This window comes from Nocardia sp. NPDC003345 (assembly GCF_053589395.1).
Window position 1 is genome coordinate 1 of record NZ_JBSFRU010000115.1, and the last position, 16,831, is coordinate 16,831.

The 16,831-nt window shown below is 70.2% G+C and carries 15 protein-coding genes; 7 read left to right on the forward strand and 8 right to left on the reverse strand.

Annotation, left to right across the window (positions count from 1 at the left end):
- Nucleotides 1–85: 85 nt before the first annotated feature.
- On the reverse strand, nucleotides 86–532 hold the full coding sequence (locus ACWDU1_RS15190) for an NUDIX domain-containing protein (RefSeq protein ID WP_449998924.1): 447 nt from the start codon (nucleotides 530–532) through the stop codon (nucleotides 86–88).
- Nucleotides 533–977: 445 nt separating this feature from the next.
- Here ACWDU1_RS15190 and ACWDU1_RS15195 point away from each other — a divergent pair, with 445 nt between their 5' ends.
- The 5 genes from ACWDU1_RS15195 (at nucleotide 978) to ACWDU1_RS15215 (ending at nucleotide 6,770) form a co-directional block, all read left to right on the forward strand.
- Nucleotides 978–2,045: an NAD(P)H-dependent amine dehydrogenase family protein gene (locus ACWDU1_RS15195; protein WP_449998925.1), complete on the forward strand. Its 1,068-nt coding sequence runs from the start codon at nucleotides 978–980 to the stop codon at nucleotides 2,043–2,045.
- A 204-nt stretch (nucleotides 2,046–2,249) separates the two neighbouring features.
- Nucleotides 2,250–3,059: an SAM-dependent methyltransferase gene (locus ACWDU1_RS15200; protein WP_449998927.1), complete on the forward strand. Its 810-nt coding sequence runs from the start codon at nucleotides 2,250–2,252 to the stop codon at nucleotides 3,057–3,059.
- 26 nt (nucleotides 3,060–3,085) lie between these two features.
- Complete coding sequence (locus ACWDU1_RS15205; RefSeq protein ID WP_449998929.1) at nucleotides 3,086–4,351, forward strand: diguanylate cyclase domain-containing protein; 1,266 nt, start codon at nucleotides 3,086–3,088, stop codon at nucleotides 4,349–4,351.
- Nucleotides 4,352–4,409: 58 nt separating this feature from the next.
- Nucleotides 4,410–4,964, forward strand: coding sequence for a TetR/AcrR family transcriptional regulator (locus ACWDU1_RS15210; protein ID WP_449998931.1), 555 nt, complete (start codon nucleotides 4,410–4,412; stop codon nucleotides 4,962–4,964).
- 69 nt (nucleotides 4,965–5,033) lie between these two features.
- Nucleotides 5,034–6,770 (forward strand): alpha/beta fold hydrolase, encoded by a 1,737-nt coding sequence (locus tag ACWDU1_RS15215; protein ID WP_449998933.1) that lies wholly within the window; start codon nucleotides 5,034–5,036, stop codon nucleotides 6,768–6,770.
- Between the two features lie 46 nt (nucleotides 6,771–6,816).
- On the opposite strand, the gene ACWDU1_RS15220 is transcribed toward ACWDU1_RS15215, so the two are convergent.
- Nucleotides 6,817–7,500, reverse strand: a complete 684-nt coding sequence (locus ACWDU1_RS15220) for an NADPH-dependent F420 reductase (RefSeq protein ID WP_449998935.1) — start codon at nucleotides 7,498–7,500, stop codon at nucleotides 6,817–6,819.
- Nucleotides 7,501–7,601: 101 nt separating this feature from the next.
- Here ACWDU1_RS15220 and ACWDU1_RS15225 point away from each other — a divergent pair, with 101 nt between their 5' ends.
- Entirely contained in the window at nucleotides 7,602–7,970 is a 369-nt protein-coding gene (locus ACWDU1_RS15225; RefSeq protein WP_449998936.1) for a winged helix-turn-helix transcriptional regulator, read from the forward strand.
- Nucleotides 7,971–8,139: 169 nt separating this feature from the next.
- Here ACWDU1_RS15225 and ACWDU1_RS15230 read toward each other — a convergent pair whose 3' ends face one another.
- A complete protein-coding gene (locus tag ACWDU1_RS15230; protein WP_449998937.1) occupies nucleotides 8,140–8,781 on the reverse strand; it encodes a TetR/AcrR family transcriptional regulator in 642 nt (213 codons plus the stop codon).
- A 121-nt stretch (nucleotides 8,782–8,902) separates the two neighbouring features.
- On the opposite strand from ACWDU1_RS15230, the gene ACWDU1_RS15235 reads away from it, so the two are divergent.
- Nucleotides 8,903–9,313 carry a Dabb family protein gene (locus tag ACWDU1_RS15235; protein WP_449998939.1) on the forward strand — a complete coding sequence of 137 codons (411 nt, stop codon included), beginning with the start codon at nucleotides 8,903–8,905 and terminating at the stop codon, nucleotides 9,311–9,313.
- 43 nt (nucleotides 9,314–9,356) lie between these two features.
- Here ACWDU1_RS15235 and ACWDU1_RS15240 read toward each other — a convergent pair whose 3' ends face one another.
- From ACWDU1_RS15240 to ACWDU1_RS15260, 5 genes are all read right to left on the reverse strand, one after another.
- Nucleotides 9,357–13,157: an ABC transporter ATP-binding protein gene (locus tag ACWDU1_RS15240; RefSeq protein ID WP_449998942.1), complete on the reverse strand. Its 3,801-nt coding sequence runs from the start codon at nucleotides 13,155–13,157 to the stop codon at nucleotides 9,357–9,359.
- Nucleotides 13,154–14,524 (reverse strand): LLM class flavin-dependent oxidoreductase, encoded by a 1,371-nt coding sequence (locus ACWDU1_RS15245; RefSeq protein ID WP_449998943.1) that lies wholly within the window; start codon nucleotides 14,522–14,524, stop codon nucleotides 13,154–13,156. The genes ACWDU1_RS15240 and ACWDU1_RS15245 overlap by 4 nt, the downstream gene beginning before the upstream one ends.
- A 12-nt stretch (nucleotides 14,525–14,536) precedes the next feature.
- Nucleotides 14,537–15,259 (reverse strand): ABC transporter ATP-binding protein, encoded by a 723-nt coding sequence (locus ACWDU1_RS15250; protein WP_449998944.1) that lies wholly within the window; start codon nucleotides 15,257–15,259, stop codon nucleotides 14,537–14,539.
- On the reverse strand, nucleotides 15,235–16,083 hold the full coding sequence (locus ACWDU1_RS15255) for an ABC transporter permease (RefSeq protein ID WP_449998945.1): 849 nt from the start codon (nucleotides 16,081–16,083) through the stop codon (nucleotides 15,235–15,237). Before ACWDU1_RS15255 ends, ACWDU1_RS15250 begins: the two co-directional genes overlap by 25 nt.
- On the reverse strand, nucleotides 16,080–16,831 hold a 752-nt coding region (locus ACWDU1_RS15260), incomplete at its 5' end, for an ABC transporter substrate-binding protein (protein ID WP_449998946.1). The genes ACWDU1_RS15260 and ACWDU1_RS15255, both read right to left, overlap by 4 nt.

Below are 16,831 nucleotides of genomic sequence, written 5' to 3' on the forward strand. Positions count from 1 at the left end.
CCTACACCCCGGCCGGCGCCTCCGGGCTGCTGGTCCACAACGAGTCGGCCGCGGTGACCCGGGAGAGTTTCGCCCGGGCCCGGGATCAGGGGTAGGCCAGCTCCCGGTAGGTGTCGAGGATCTTCTGGATCGAGGAGGTCACCGACAGATCCTTCCCTACGAGCGGAGCCCAGATATAGCGCGCGTGCGCGCTCAGCACCACCGGACCGTGGGCCGCGACCTCGACCGCGAAATGCAACCGCCGCACCGGTTTGCCCTGCGGCGACAGATAGTCGAAGTCGCCGATGTGGTGGCGGATATCGGTCACCGTGAGACCGGTCTCCTCGAAGACGCCGCGCGTGAGCGCGCCGGTCACCGATTCACCGGATTCGACGGTGGCGCCGGGCAATTTCCGCGTGGGACGAATGGGCCCGGTGCTGGGTAGCTCCAGCAGCAGGATCTCCCCTCCCCGATCGATGATCGCGCCGACTCTCAGTCCCACCCCGTCTCGCTCTCCACGCGGCAGGGTCTCGTCGAACATCGATACCGACATGGATGGCCTCACCAACCTTCGATCGGGCGAACTCGCCGTAACACGCCGACGGCGAATACTTTGATATTACCGTGCCATGACCGGCACATGACAGCAGATCACGGAAGTCAACGCGTTCACGCGGTTTCACCGTGCGCCCTGGGCGGCCGATCCGATCAGCGGTTTCCGTGCGGCTACGGAGCCGCGACGAACAGGTGAACAATATTGGTCGCCAACGCAATCGCCCGCCGAGCCGCCTCCCGCACCCCGGCCGCCGCGGCTCCCGCCGAACCATCGTGCGCGCCTGCGCCTCCCACCCCCCGCGACTGTGACGCAAACCTCAGCACCCGGCGGCGCGCCACCCGGCCGATACAGTCCGCCGCATCGGCGGACCGGCCGAGAATGCGATTCTCCGAAATTGCGGGTTTTCATTCCGGAACACCGGCCGCCGCCCTATGCTGAGCGCGTGCCCAAGGATCGTCGCTACCGGATCGTCCAATGGACGACCGGCAATGTCGGTAAGAGTTCGGTACGCGCGATCGTCGCGAACCCGACACTGGAACTCGTCGGCTGCTACGCCTGGTCGGCGGACAAGGCCGGCCGCGATATCGGAGAACTGTGCGGTCTGGACCCTCTGGGCCTCACCGCGACCGACGATATCGACGCGCTCCTGGCCCTGAAGCCCGACTGCGTGGTCTACAACCCGATGTGGATCGACGTCGACGAACTGGTCCGCATCCTGGCCGCGGGCGTCGATGTGGTGTCCAGCGCGTCGTTCATCACCGGCCACCGTCAGGGGCCCGGCCGGGACCGGATCGCCGCGGCCTGCCGGGAGGGCGGATCCACCATCTTCGGCTCCGGTATCAGCCCCGGATTCGTCAACCTGCTGGCCATCGTGTCGGCGGGGATCTGCGACCGGGTCGACAAGGTCACCGTGAGCGAAGCCGCCGACACCACCTTCTACGATTCCCCCGCCACCGAACGGCCGGTAGGATTCGGCGAACCGATCGACCGGCCCGACCTGCCCGAGATGGCGGCCGAGGGCACCGCCGTCTTCGGTGAGGCGGTCCGCCTCATCGCCGACGCCCTCGGGGTGGAACTCGACGAGGTGCGCTGCGATGCCGAATTCGCGCAGACCACCGCCGATCTGGATCTCGGATCCTGGACCATCCCGGCGGGCGGGGTCGCGGGTGTCTACGCCTCCTGGAAGGGACTGGTCGAAGGCCGGACCCTGGTGGAACTGACGGTGCGCTGGCGCAAGGGCCAGACCCTGGAACCCGACTGGAAGATCGACCAGGACGGCTGGGTGCTGCAGGTGGACGGCCGCCCCACGGTCAAGAACATCGTGAGTTTCCTGCCGCCCCCGGATTTCCAGGCCGAGACCATCGCCGATTTCATGACCCTCGGGCACATCATGACCGCGATGCCGGTGATCAACGCGATCCCCGCGGTGGTGGCCGCGGAACCCGGTATCGCCACCTACAACGATCTGCCGTTGATCCGGCCGCGCGGGGTCGTGCCCGGCATCGGGTAGCCGCACCGGCCCCTCTCCCGGTACCGGCGGCCCGCCACCCGCTCCCGGCAGCGGTTAGTATTCGCTCAGCGTCGTCCGGGGCCGTCCGGCGGCGAACGCGGCACGGCGGACTGATCCGCGGCGCGGCGTGGGAGTTTCCCGCACACGGCCCGGCTCGTCTCCCGCGACCGCCGGCGTGCGGACCCCGAGCGCAGAGGGGACGAGATGGACAGGCCGGCATGGGCGCCCGAGGGTGTGGATATGACCCAGCCGAGCCCGGCGCGGATGTACGACGCGCTCCTGGGCGGGTCGCATAATTTCGAGGTCGACCGGATGGCGGCACAGCGCGGCAGCCGCCTGGTTCCGGATCTGCCGCGGCTGGCGCTGAGCAACCGGGCGTTCCTGCGGCGGTCGGTGCGGTTCCTCATGGACCGCGGGATCACCCAGTTCCTCGATATCGGCTCCGGAATCCCGACGGCCGGCAATGTGCACGAGATCGTGCGGGAGCGCGACCCGCGGGCCCGGGTCCTGTACGTGGATATCGATCCGATCGCGGTCGCGCATTCCCGCGCGATCCTGGTGGGCGACCGGCACTGCGGCGCGCTCGAGGCGGATCTGCGCGATCCGGCGGAACTGCTGCGCCGCGTGCGCGCGACGGGCCTGCTCGATTTCGACCGGCCCATCGGGATCCTGCTCTTCGCGGTCCTGCATCTACTGACCGACGACGATCGGCCGGCGGCGCGGGTCACGGCGCTGCGGCAGGCGGTGGCCGCGGGCAGCCATGTGGCAATCTCCCATCTGACCTCGGCCCTTCGTCCCGACGACGCCGAACGGCTGCACGAATCCTCGGCCACCGGTAACCAGGTCGGAATCCAGTTCCGCTCCCGCGCCGCCATCACCGCGATGTTCGACGGCTGGGATCTCGTGGAACCGGGTGTGGTCGAACTACCGCTGTGGCGGCCGGAATCGGAGCGCGACCGGCACGAGGCACCCGGCAGATCACTCGGTTTGGCCGGTGTGGCGTGCAAGGCCTGACGACTGCGGCGCGGTAGGGGATCGGGGTGAGCGCACGGGAGCTGGCCGCGGGTTGGGCGGACGCCCTGGACGGGACGGTGGCCCCGACGCTGACCCGGGACCGGATCGAGGACCTGCTCGCCGAGCTCATCACGACGCTGCTCGACGCCCTGCGCGGTCATCGGCCGCCCGAGACCGCCCGGTCGGCGGCCGCGGCACTGGTCGCGGTGAACTATCGGGATCCCCGGGTCGCGGGCCGCACTCTGCCGGTCATCCTGGGGCCCTTGGCCGATCACATCCGGCGCGAGGGTGCCGCGGCGGACGCTGTCGGCGACCGGGCCGTCCTGGTCGCCGCCGAGTTCGCCACCGGATACACCGAGGCGCTGCGGTCGGCGGCATTGCAGGAGCAGGAGATCACGCTGGCCGCGGCGCTGGCCGCGGCCCAGGAGGCCGATCGGCGGCGCGAACTGTCCGAGGCCCGTTTCTCGGCCGTATTCGCCGGCGCCTCGGTCGGTATCGGGACGGTCGACACCCGGGGCCGGGTGCTCGACGCGAATACCGCGTTCGCCGATATGCTCGGCCTCGACGTCGAGCAGATGCCGGGCCGCACGGTGATCGAACTGATCGGCGCGGCCAATATCGGTGCCGCCTATACCCGGATGACCCATTTGCTCACCGGCAGTATCGACCGGTTCCGCCTGGAGATCGACCACCGGCGCCGGGACGGTTCGACCGCCGGGATCGATCTGTCCATGTCGGCGGTTCGCGATCGGGGCGGCGCGGTGCTGTTCCTGATCGGCGTCGCGGTGGATGTCACCGAACGCCGCGAGCTGGCCGCGCGCCTGTGGCACGACGCCAATCACGACGAACTCACCGGCCTGCCCAATCGCGGCCATTTCTTCGACCGGCTGGCGGCGGCGCGCCCACCGGTGGGTGTGGCCTATCTCGACCTGGACGGGTTCAAGGAGGTGAACGACCGGTGGGGCCATTCGGCCGGCGACGAGGTACTCCGCACCGTGAGCGCCCGGCTGCGCCGCGTGGTCGAGGCGGCCGGCGGGATCGCCGCGCGACTCGGCGGTGACGAGTTCATCGTGATGATCGAACAGTGCATCGGAACCGACCGGCTCACCGCGCTGCGCGAGGAATTGTCCGCGGTGCTCACCGCCCCGATGACGGTCCGGCGGCAGACGATCCGCGTCGGCGCGAGTATCGGCACGGTGTATCTCGCGGACGCGCCCACCGAGGTGGACGAGGCCATGCAGGCCGCCGATGCCGCCATGTACCGCAATAAAACCGCTCGTTCCCGCGCCTGAAATTCCCGTCCGGGCGCCACCCCTTGACTTAATATGATGACCGGTCTACTTTTTCTCCATGAGCACGAAGGGAGCCGAAACCAGGCAGCGGATGATCGAAGCCACCCGGGCGTCGATCGAACGCCGCGGCTATTTCGGCACCGGCCTGAATCAGATTCTGGCCGATAGCGATACCCCGCGCGGTTCGCTGTACTTCCACTTCCCCGGCGGGAAGGACGAACTGGTCGCGGCCGCGGTCATCCGGTCCACGGACTCGATCGAGGCGGCGATCCGGGACGCCGATATCACCGATCCGGCCGCCGCGATCACCGGCCTGATCGCCTTGCTCAGCGACCGGCTGGAGGAATCCGGGTGGGCCCGCGGCTGCCCGATCGCCACGGTCGCGCTGGAGGTGGCCGGCGACAACGATACGGTTCAGCGCGCCTGCGCCGAGGTGTACGAGCGATGGACCCGGGCGATATCGGTCATCCTGCGGGCCGCCGGCCGGTCCGACGCCGATGATCTCGCGGTGGCATTGCTGGCCCTCATCGAAGGCGGGCTCATTCTGGCACAGGCGCAGCGCAGCCGCGCGCCACTGGACAGCGTCGCGCGGGTCGCACGAACAATGCTCTGACGGAGCGCTTTTCGCGCTCCGTTCGGCTCTCTACAAAATATGTAGACCAGTCTAGTTAGGAAGAGGCATATGAACGCACCGGACACCACGGTCTTCGGCGCTGCCGGATTCATCGGCCGCGCACTCGTAGCCAGGCTGCTGACCGCCGGGCACACCGTGGCGGCCACGGTCCGCCCCGGAACCGGGCACCGGCTCACGAGCTACCTCGACGCGGAGGGGGTGGCGCACGACCGGCTGACCGTATACGCCTGCGATATCACCGATCCGGACCTCGGTGAGCTGGGCGCGGCCGGACTGGACGGCGTACGCGACGTGTACAACTGCGCCGCCCTGTTCGCCTTCGCTCTCGAGGCCGACCGGGCCCGGGCCGTCAATATCGACGGCGCCCTGCGGATACTCGAATGGTCGGCGCGCCGCCCCGGTTTGCGCCGGCTGGTCCACATCACCGGGTACCGGGTGACGGTGCCGGACTCGGCCGAAAGCGACTACGGCGTGGGCGCCTACGGCGCATCGAAATTCGAGGGCGACGCGATACTGCGCGAACGCGCCACCGCGGCCGGGGTCCCGCTGACCGTCGCCAATCCGAGCACGGTCATCGGCCCGGGTCAGTACATCGGCTTGGCCGAACTGGTCCGCGACCTGTGGGAGGGCCGCCTGCCGGCGCTGCCGGGCAATGCCCGGACCCTGCTGCCCATCGTGGATCTCGACTACTTCGTGGACTTCCTGAGCGCGCTCCCCGGGCAGCCGGAGACCGCGGGCCGCTCGTATACGGTGCTCGATCCGGCCACACCGCCGCTACCCGAAATGGTCCGGCTGCTCGCCGCGCACCTCGGGGTGCGCGCCCCCCGCATCACGGTTCCGGCCCGGCTGGTGGAGCTGCTGCCGCGCCGGGTGACCGGTGTCGACCGGGAGCGGCTGGCCTTCATCGCCGACGACCGGTACGACACCTCGGCGGCCGACGCGGTCGCCGCGACGGCCGGACTCGATATGCCGCCCGCCGCGACTGCGCTGCGGCACTGGGCCGATCACCTGGTGAACAGCCGATTCGGTGCGTCGACCGCGCATCCGTCCGCGGGATTTCACCGGGGACTGTGGACCGAGGGCGATCGCCGCACACCGGATTTCGTCCTGCTGCACGGACTGCCCACCGACAGCGAGGTATGGCGGGAGGTCCGGGAGCGCACCGGCGGTACCGCCCTGACCGTGGACCTGCCGGGCCTGGGCCGCTCGGCCCCCGGTGTCGCCGCGGCCGAATTCCGCCTCGACGAACTCCTGGCCGACAGCACCGGACGGCCGGTACTGGTGGGTCATTCGCTCGGCTGTCTCCCGGCGCTGCGCTACGCGCACGCCCATCCCGACCGGGTGGCGGGGGTCGTCCTGATCGCCCCCGCCTTCCTGCAACCGCGAGCGTCGCGACTGCTCCGTCTGCCGTTCACCGCCACCCTGCTCCGCCGCCTTTCCCCGTCCCGGCTCGCCCGGTTGCTCGAAGTACCCGACGGCCCGGCGATCGAGAGCGCGGTCGCGGCACTGCGCCGGCCCGGGGTGGCGCGGAGAACTCTCGCGACGTTGCGCGCCGCGAGCCGGCCGGAGAGCCGGGCGGCCGCACGCGACCTGCTGGGCGGGATACCGGTGCCGATCCGGATCGTGGCCGGTTCGCACGACCCCGTGACCAGCGCGGCCGGATTCCCGGTGACCGTGATCGAGGGCGCCGGTCACCATCCGCACCTCACTCATCCCGAACAGATCGCCGACGTATTGCGCTCTGCGCGAGAAACATTCGCGAATCGGGCGGAATCACTTCGGTAGATGAGTACGACCGCGCGCGGCGTCCGGTGGCGGTGTGACCGGCGGTTCAGGCCCGCACCGGTGGTAGCGCGGGTACCACGGTCCGGGCGTCGACACCGGCGAAAGCCAGCCCGATGAGCAGCCCGGCCGCTTCCTCCAGTTGCCGGGCCCGGTCCAGCGGTCCCAGTACAACCGGCACCGCACCGGCGTCGCGGACCAGCGTCGCGGTGGTGTCCAGCGCCGCGGGGTCGTCGCCGCACAGCACCACGGTCGTCTCCGGGCCGGCGGTCGCCCACTGGGTGGACGGGACCAGATGGAAACCCTTGACCACCTGGCTGCCCGGCGCGGCGTCGGCGATCCGCCGCGCATTGGACACCCCCGGCGGGTTGAGCACCACGCCGACCCCGTGACCGACCGGGTTGGTCGGGTCGACAACGGGCAGGCCGGACCAGCTACCGTCCGCGCCCCCGGCCGCCGCGGCGACGGCATCGGCCACATCCCAGGGCACCGCGAGCAGGACCGCGTCCGCCCCGCGCGCCGCGTCCCGGAGACCGGCGGCGTGGGCGACGGGTCCGGCGTTCGCCGGGAATTCCCGGTGCGTGTCCGAGCGGGCGGCCCGGTCCAGCCGAGCGGCCAGCGCCGCCGCGCGCTCGGGTGCGCGGCCCGCGACCGTGATCCGGTGCCCGGCCCGCGCCCAGCGGGTGCCGAGCGCTTCGGCGAGATGTCCCGTGCCCAGAATGGCGATTCGCATCGGTCGAACTCCTTCGTCACCGTGTCCATACGTGCGAGGGCTACGGTAGGGACCGGAGTACGCACCGATCGGTGCGTAACGGCCGAGAACGCTGGTGGGCGATGACCGATCACACCGAACCGATCGCCGACTGCCGGCTGCGCGGGGCATTGGATGTCTTCGCCCACACCTGGGACCCGGTGATTCTCGCCGCGCTGGCCGGCGGGCCCCGCCGGCGGGCGGACCTGCGCACCGCGATCGGCGGGATCAGCGACAAGGCCCTCACCGAGGCATTGCGGCGGCTCATCGAGCGCGCGCTGATCGCCCGGCGCCCATGTCCGCACGCCCCGCCCCGGGTCGAGTACCGGCTCACCGACCTCGGCGCGAGTCTCGTGGACGGGCCACTGCGCGCCTTGGCCGCCTGGGTTCGCGAATACGGTGACGAACTGCGGGTTCCCGAGGAAACAGAGCTGCCCTTGCGCCGGTCCTGAGTCGGTTCGCGCGGCGGAGGCCGCGGCACGGCCCGAGCGCTCCGAAACTCGGCCGCGCGAATCCGGGACGGGGGGTACCGCCCACGCGGCAGTTCGCCCGGGGACGGACGACTCGATCGACGCCGGTCCGAGTTCTCGGCCGGGTCCGGCCGCGAGGGCGGCGACCCGATCAGGGACGGTCGCCGGATCCGTAGGCCGCCAGGAACGTCCGGACGGCCGCGGTGGCGATGGTGCGCTGTTCGGCGACCGGCACCTTCCGGGTGCCGTGGGCGGACCGGTTCTCCAGGGGGCCGGTGAGCAGGGCCAGGAACTGTTCGGCCGCCGTCGCCGGATCGGTGGCGGTGAGCCGGCCCGACAGTGCGAGCAGGCCGAACCTGTCGGTGAGCGCGTCGAGGGTCCGGGTCGCGGTGCGCTCGCGGACCTGCGTGACGAGTTCGGGCAGCCGGTTGGCCTGCGCGGCGGCGAGGCGGCGCAGCGCGTGCGAGGTATCGCCCGCGCAGACGCGCAGCAGCCGGCGGGCGGTGTCCGCGAGCGCCGCGGGCAGATCGGCGCCGGGGTCGCGCAGGCGCTCGACGGCGTCGAGGCATTCCCCGGACACCCGGTCTGCCGCCAGCAGCAGTGATTCCCGAAGCAGGGCTTCCTTATCGGTCATGTGGTTGTAGACGGTGGGTTTGGCGACGCCCGCCTCGGCGGCTATCTCCCGGACGCACGCCTGCTCGTAGCCCAGCCGGGCGAAGACGGCGAAGGCCGCGTCGAGGATGGCCTGCCGTTTATCGATACGCCCCCGGGCGGGGACCTCCGCAGCTCGCACCGGTACAGGGTATCAGGAGGTTCGCCTGATTGAACCCACTGGTTCAAAATGGCAAACCGTGCTTCACTGAACCGGCAAGGTTCTATTTTTGAACCAATGGGTTCATTCAGGAGGTATCACGGTGATAGTCAATCTCTTGCGGTTCCGCTTCAAGGACGAGGTGACCGCCGAGCAACAGGACGCCGTACTGGCGAAAATGCGTCGAACCGCCGGTGTCGAATCGGTGGTGTTCGGGTCGGTGGGCCGCGATATCGGCGATCCCCGCGACGGTTTCACCCACGCCTACTGCGCGGCGGTCGCCGACCTGCCGGCGCTGGAGCGCTACCTGCACGATCCGGTCCACCTCGCGGGAGACCCGGATATCCTGCCGTATTTCGCCCGGCTATCGGCGGTGCGTTTCTCCGATGATCCGGATCCGGATCTGGCCACCCGGATCACCGAACTCCATCTGGCCAAGGTGCGGAAGTACCCGGACTGGGGCCGGATGCTGGACGAGATCACCGATCACACCATCGTCAACGAACCCGCCTGAGCCGCGCGGTGCGGGCGGCCCGAGCCGCCCGCACCAGGGCCGGTCAGCGCGCCGCGGCCGGCGCCTCCGCTCCCACGTAGGCCGCCCACAACGCCCGGTACGCGCCGGCCTCCCGCGCCAGCAGTTCGGCGTGGGTGCCGGTCTCCAGCACCCGGCCGTCGCCGAGTACCACGATCAGATCGGCGTCCGCGGCCGTGGCCAGCCGGTGCGCGACCACCAGCGTGGTGCGGCCCGCGGTGAGGACGTCGATCGCGGCCCGCACCCGCGCCTCGGTGCCCAGATCCAGTGACGCGGTGGCCTCGTCGAGGATCAGGATGTCCGGTTCCACCAGCTGGGCGCGGGCCAGAGCGAGCAACTGGCGCTGCCCCGCGGACAGACCGCGCCCGTGCTCGCCGATGGGTTGCAGATAGCCGTGGTCCAGCGCGGCGATCATCTCGTGCGCCCCGACCGCTCGGGCCGCCCATTCGATTTCGGCCGGACTCGCCTCGGGCCGGCCGTAGGCGATGGCATCTCGAACCGTATCGCCGAACAGGAACGGTTCCTGTGGCACCACACCGAGACGTTTGCGGTAGTCGCGCAGGGCGTAGCGGCGGATATCGACACCGTCGACCAGCACCCGGCCCGCCGTCGGATCGTAGAACCGGGCCAGCAGTTTCACCAGGGTCGATTTCCCGGCGCCGGTCTCGCCGACCAGGGCGACCCGCTGTCCGGGCGCGATCCGCAGATCCACACCACGCAGCGCCGGCGCCGGCGCCGGCCCGGCCGCACCGCGCGGGGCGTAGGCGAAATCCACCCCCCGCATCTCGATTTCCCCCCGCAGCGCCGATACCGGCCGGGGGTCGGGATCGTCGGGGGTGTCGACCGGTGTCCGCAGCAGTTCCGCCAGCCTGTCCACCCCCACCGCCGCCTGCTGGTAGCTGTCGAACACCTGCGACAGCTGCTGGATCGGCGAGAACAGCAGATCGATATAGAGCAGGAACGCGATCAGGGTGCCCGCGGTGACCACCTCGTCGCGCACCTGGTGCACCCCGACCGCCAGCACCGCCGCGGTCGCGACCACCGACATGAGTTCGATGAACGGGAAGAACACCGCCATCAGGGTCTGGCTGCGCAACCGAGCATCGCGGTAGCTCCACGACCGCCGTTCGAATTCGGCCTGGTTCACCGCTTCCCGCCGGTAGCTCTGAGTGACCTTGATGGTGTCGACGTTCTCCTGCAGATAGGCGTTGACCACGCTGACCCGGTCGCGGGCCAGGTTGTAGGCCGGCACCGAGGCCCGGCGGAAGGCGACGGTCGTGACCACCAGCACCGGCAGTGTCGCCAGCACCACCAGCGCGAGTCCGGCATCCACCACCAGTAGCGCCGCGATAACACCCAGGATGGTGATCGTGCTGGTCAGCGCCGTGGCCAGGCCGGTCTGCAGGAACGCGGACAGCCCGTCGACATCGCTGGTCATCCGGGTCATGATGCGACCGCCGAGTTCGCGCTCGTAGTACTGCAGGCCCAGCCGCTGCAGTTGCGCGAAGGTTTTCACCCGCAACCCGAACAGCAGCCGTTCCCCGGCCCGGCCGGTGACCCGCACCTGGGCCACCCCGACAACCCAGTCCGCGCCGACCACCAGCAGGGTGAGCGCGGCCGCCACCAGCACTACATCCTGGGCGCCGGCGAGCACACCGTGGTCGATACCGTGCCGCACCAGGAACGGGATCAGCACCTGTGCCAGCGCGTCGACCCCGACCAGCGCCAGCCCGGCGAGCAGCGGCCAGGCGAAGGGCCGCAGCAGGCGCGGCAGGGTGAACCGCGGATCGGCGGTATGCGAGAACGATTCCGGCACCGCGGGCTCACCGGTGGCGGGCGGCAGGCCGTCGATGAGGCGTGCGACGTCGCCGCTGGGCGGGGCGGCCGCGAGCATCCCGCCCATCGCCGCGCCCCGGCCGATACCGGTCGGGGCCCCGGCGGCGCGCTGCGCGAACGCCTTGGCCACCTGTTCGAGCGTGCGCGCGTCGTCGGTCTCGGTATCGGGTTCCACCCAGAGCACGGCGGTGGCGACCGGCGCCACACCGGATACCGCGGCGGGGTCGATCGCACCGGGGTCGGGCGGGGTGAACAGGGTCCGGAACAGGCGGCCGTGGTCCCGGAGTTCGGACAGCGCACCCGATTCGGCGACCCGGCCGCCGTCCAGTATCGCGACCCGGTCGGCCAGGGCCAGCGTGGACAGGCGATGCGCCACCACGAGGGTGGTGCGGCGGCGCACCTCACCCGCGATCCGGGTGAAGATCAGTTCCTCCACGCGCGCGTCGATGGCGGAGGTCGCGTCGTCCAGGACCAGGATCGGCGCCTCGGTGAGCAGGGCGCGGGCCAGGGCGATGCGCTGGCGCTGCCCACCGGAGAGGCGCTGGCCGCGTTCGCCGATCCGGGTCCGGAGCCCGTCGGGAGTGGCCGCGACGAAACCGTCGGCGGCGGCCAGATGTAATGCGTGCCAGATCTGCTCGTCGCTCGCGTCCGGGCGGCCGTAGGCGACATTGGCGCGGATGGTGTCGGCCATGAGGTGGGTGTCCTCGAAAACCATCGCGACCTGGGCGCGAGCAGCGGGCAGCGCCCGGATATCGGTGCCGTCGAACCGGACACTGCCGGTATCGGGGTCGAACAGGCGCGGCACCAGCTGGGCGAGTATCGATTTACCGGATCCGGCTCCGCCCGCGATCGCGACCGTCTCCCCCGCCTCGATCGTCAGATCGAGTCCGTCGAGCACCCGGTTGTCGCCGAAGCGGAAACCGATATCGCGGAATTCGACTCGTGGCGGCGCCGCGCCGGGTGGTGCGCCGGCCCCGCCCGGGACCGCCGGCGGCGGGGTATCGATGACCTCCCGCACCCGGTCCAGCGAGGCGCGGCCCTGCTGGCTCACGGTGAGCAGCATGGAGAACTGCCGGATCGGGCTCACGAACGCGCCGAGGTAGGTCATGAAGGCCAGGAACGTACCCAGCGTGATCGATTGGCGCAGCGCCAGCACACCGCCCACGATCAGCACCGCCGCCTGACCCACCGCGGGTACGGCCTGCATCGCCGGGGTGAACCGGGCGGTGATCCGCGCGACCCGCATCCGGGACCGGAACAGCGCGGCGGAGCGCTCCCGCAACCCGTCGAGTTCGTGGCCTTCCTGTCCGAAACCCTTGACCACCCGGACCCCGGCCACCGCGGCCTCCACCCGCATGGCCACCTCGGCGGCCCGGGCCTGCGCGTCCCAGTTGGCGGGGAACAGTTCCCGCTGGCTGCGCCGGGCGATCCACCACAGCGCGGGCAGTACCAGCAGCGCGATCACCGTCAGCGGCGGTGACATCACGGCCATCAGCCCGAGCGCGCCCACCAGCAGCACCACATTGCCCGACACCATCGGAATCAGCTGCAGGAACATCTGGATGAGGGTCACGTCGGTGATGGCGCGGCTGACGACCTGCCCGGTCCGCAGGCCCTCCCGGTCGCGCCCGTCCAGGCGCAGCAGCGCGGCGAACAGATCGCGCCGCAGATCGTGCTGCACCCCCAGCGAGAGTTTCGAGGAGCCGACGCGGCGGGTGAACGAGGCGGCGAACCGCGCGATGCCCAGGACCAGCAAGACCAGCACCCACGGCAGCACCGATGCGGCGGTGACGGTGAGCGTATCCACCACATGCCGGACCACCAGCGGCAGCGCCGCGGTGAGCGCCGCCGCCGCGGCGGCTCCGGCATAGGCGGCGATCACCAGACGACGGTGGACCAGACATCGGCGCGCGAGATAGCGCAACCAGCCCGTACCGTCGCTGCCGCCCTCGGCCCCCGGCTCCGCTCGGCCCGCCGCGTTTCCGCTCACCGAGCGACCGCGAGCGTGGTCTCGGTGGCCAGCCGGTTCTCCGGCCGTGCCAGACCGTAATGACCGCGCAGGGTGGTCTCGGTGTAATCGGTGCGGAAGAGCCCCCGCTCCTGCAGGATCGGCACCACCCGGTCCACGAAGCGGTCCAGTCCGGAGGGCAGCACCGCGGGCATCACGTTGAACCCGTCGGCCGCCCCGGCCCGGAACCATTCCTCGATCGTGTCGGCCACCTGCTCTGCGGTCCCGGCGAAGGTGCGGTGCCCGCGCCCGCCGCCGAGCCGGGCGATCAGCTGGCGCACGGTGAGCTGTTCGGTGCGGGCCAGGTTCACGATCAGCGTGTAGCGGCTCTTGGCTCCCTGGATATCGTCCTCACTGGGCAGATCGTCGGGCAGTTCGGCGTCCAGTTCCAGTGCCTCGACCGGCAATCCGAACCGTTCGGCCAGCTGGCGGCGCGCGTACTCCGGGGAGATCAGCCGCTCCAGTTCGGCGTCCAGCGCGCGGGCCTCGGCCTCGGTATCACCGATCACCGGGACGATTCCGGGCAGGATCTTGAGGGTCTCCGGATCGCGGCCGAGGCGGCGGGCGCGGTCCTTCAGATCGGTGTAGAAGGCGGTGCCGTCGGCGAGGGTCTGCTGTGCGGTGAACACCGCCTCGGCGTAGCGGGCGGCGAAATTCTTACCGTCTTCCGACGAACCCGCCTGCACCAGCACCGGATACGCCTGCGGCGACCGGGGCACGTTCAGCGGGCCGTCCACCGAGAAGAACTCACCGCGATGACGGATCTTGCGCACCTTCTCCGCGTCCGCGTGCACACCGAGCGCCTTGTCGGCGACGATCGCGTCGTCCTCCCAGCTGTCCCACAGTTTCGTGGCGACCTCCACGAACTCGGCGGCCTTCTCGTAGCGGAGCCGGTGATCGGGGGTGTCGTCGAGCCCGAAGTTACGGGCCGCGTCGGCGCCGGCCGTGGTGACGATGTTCCAGCCGACCCGCCCGTTGCTCACCCAGTCCACCGACGCGAACCGCCGCGCCAGGTTGTAGGGGTCGTTGTAGCTGGTGGAGGCGGTGGCGATGAGCCCGATCCGGCTGGTCTGCACGGCGACCGCGGTGAGGATCACGGTCGGTTCGAGTTTCCCGCCCGGTCGCCGGCCCGGATCCCCCATCAGCACCGGGCTGTCGGCGAAGAAGATGGAATCGAACTTGCCCCGTTCGGCGGTCTGGGCCAGCCGCACGAAATGGTCGATATCCACATGGGCGTAGGGATCGCTCTCGGGTAGCCGCCAGGCTGCCTCGTGGTGGCCCACCGACATCAGGAAGGCATTGAGGTGCAGGGTTTTCCCACCCGGGCGCGAATTATCGGCAGAGGTCATGATCGGTTCCTTTCACGCCGCCACCGGGTCGATACCCAGTGCCGTCAGCAGGGTGCGCCGGATGCGCTGGAATTCGGGCAGGCCGGTATCGCGGCGCTCGGGCAGGTCCACGGCGACATCCACCGCGATCACCCCGTCCTCGAGGACCAGCACCCGGTCGGCGAGTGCGATCGCCTCGTCGACGTCATGGGTCACCAGCAGCACCGTGGGCCGGCGGCGCCGGATGAGCGCCCGCAGCAGTTCGTGCATCTTGATCCGGGTCAGCGCGTCCAGCGCGCCGAACGGTTCGTCGGCCAGCAGCAGATCGGGTTCGTCCACCAGCGCTCGCGCCAGTGAGACCCGCTGCTGTTCGCCGCCGGACAGTTCCGCGGGCCAGGCCCGCTCCCGGCCGGCCAGACCCACTTCCGCCAGCACCCGCACACCGTCGGCCCGATGTCCGCGCGGCTGCCCGAACAGCACATTGGGGAGCAGCCGCTGCCAGGGCAGCAGCCGGGAATCCTGGAACACCACCGAGGTCTTGTCCGGGACCCGCAGCCGCCCCGCCCCCTCCACGTCGTAGTCCAGACCCGCCAGCGCCCGCAACAGCGTGCTCTTACCCGACCCGCTCCGGCCCAGCAGAGCGACGAACTGTCCTTGCGGGATACGCAGATCCAATCGGTCGAGGACGACGCGCTCCCCGTAACGGCGGGTGAGTTCCCGTACCTCTACGCCTAGTTCGCGATCGTCCGCCGCCACGACAGCACCTTCCGTTCCAGCAGCCGGATGGCCGCGTCCGAGAGCAGTCCGAAGGCGCCGTAGACGACCAGGCCCACCAGGATCACATCGGCCTGGCCGTAGTTCTGCGCGTTGGTCATCATCTTGCCCAGGCCGTCGATCGCGTTGACCGACTCCACGACGATGAGGATCAGCCAGGCCCCGGTGACCGAGAGCCGCAGTCCGAGAAAGAATCCGGGCAGCGAACCGGGGATCACGACCTGGCGGATGAAGGTCGCCCGGGAGACCCCCTGCACCTCGGCCAGTTCCACCAGCCGTTTGTCGATGGTGGTCAGCGACGCGTGGACCTGGATGTACATATGGACGACCACACCGAGAGTGATCAGCACGATCTTGAAGGTCTCGCCGATACCCAGCCACAGGATCAGCAGCGGGATGAGACCCAGTGTGGGAATGGCGCGTTTGAGCTGGACGGGCCCGTCGACGATGGATTCGCCCAGCCGGGACAGTCCCGAGACCAGTGCCAGTCCGGTACCGATCACCAGGCCTATTCCGAGACCGATGGCCGCGCGCTCCAGCGAGGCCGCGATATTGCTCAGCAGGATCCCGTCGGCCACCAGCTGCCAGCCGGTCTGCAGAACGGTCCACGGCGCGGCGAGTTTGCGTTCGTCGATCACGCCGCCCGCGACGCCGGCGGTCCAGGCGCCGAGCAGCAGCGCCACGCCGAGCAACCGGGCGAAGGGCACCGATCTACGCAGGCCCAGCCGGCGCAGCGGCCGCCGCGCGACGAATCCGTCGGGCCGGGCCGGGGCCGCGATCCGGCCGCGGTCGAGTGCGATGGTCATTGTGACTCCTCGGTCCGGTACTGGGGCGCCACAGCGGCGGCGGCGATACCCTCGAATCGCCGGTCGAACAATTCCTCGGCATCGAACGATTCACCGAAGTAACCGGAACCGGTGACCAGGTCGACGGTTTCCTGCTCCCATTCGATCGCCGCGTCCCAATTGGTCGGGAAATATGGTTTCGGAGTGGTCTTCAGAATTCGCCTGCCGTCGGCCTCGGATACTTCCTGATCCTCGACGTAATAGGCTTTGATCCATTCTTCGGGATGCTCCCAGGCCCATATTTCGCCGCGCGCCCAGAATTCCACGAATTTCTTCGCGGCGGCGAGTTTCGCCGAATCCTGCAGCACCGCGGTGGGCGCCCACAGCACGGTCAGCGCGTCCACCGCGTCGGTGGCGACCGCGGTGGCGCCCTGGGCCCGGTACTGATCGAGATATTTGGTGAGCGACGGTTCGCCCAGCGGGGCGACGTCGATCTGGCCGCCCTGCAGCGCGGTGAGGAACTGCGGGCTGTTCAGCTCCACCAGCTGCACCTCGTCGAGCGCGATACCGGCGGCCCGCAGGGTCCGCAGCACCACCACGCCCTGGGCCTGTCCGGGCGAGAACGCGATCCGCTTACCGCGCAGCCCGGCGATATCGGTGATATTCGAGCCCGGTGCGGTGGCGAGGTGATAGTTCGGCAGCGCACGCTGTTTGACCCCGATGATCTTGGCGTCGAGTCCGGTGGCGCGCGCGTGGATGGGCGGGATAC

What these genes read in the sequence shown, in the direction of transcription:
- ACWDU1_RS15220 (WP_449998935.1), bottom strand. Translation starts at nt 7,500, where the DNA reads ATGCGAATCGCCATTCTGGGCACGGGACATCTCGCCGAAGCGCTCGGC.
- ACWDU1_RS15190 (WP_449998924.1), bottom strand. Translation starts at nt 532, where the DNA reads ATGTCGGTATCGATGTTCGACGAGACCCTGCCGCGTGGAGAGCGAGAC.
- ACWDU1_RS15255 (WP_449998945.1), bottom strand. Translation starts at nt 16,083, where the DNA reads ATGACCATCGCACTCGACCGCGGCCGGATCGCGGCCCCGGCCCGGCCC.
- ACWDU1_RS15215 (WP_449998933.1), top strand. Translation starts at nt 5,034, where the DNA reads ATGAACGCACCGGACACCACGGTCTTCGGCGCTGCCGGATTCATCGGC.
- ACWDU1_RS15200 (WP_449998927.1), top strand. Translation starts at nt 2,250, where the DNA reads ATGGACAGGCCGGCATGGGCGCCCGAGGGTGTGGATATGACCCAGCCG.
- ACWDU1_RS15225 (WP_449998936.1), top strand. Translation starts at nt 7,602, where the DNA reads ATGACCGATCACACCGAACCGATCGCCGACTGCCGGCTGCGCGGGGCA.
- ACWDU1_RS15245 (WP_449998943.1), bottom strand. Translation starts at nt 14,524, where the DNA reads ATGACCTCTGCCGATAATTCGCGCCCGGGTGGGAAAACCCTGCACCTC.
- ACWDU1_RS15210 (WP_449998931.1), top strand. Translation starts at nt 4,410, where the DNA reads ATGAGCACGAAGGGAGCCGAAACCAGGCAGCGGATGATCGAAGCCACC.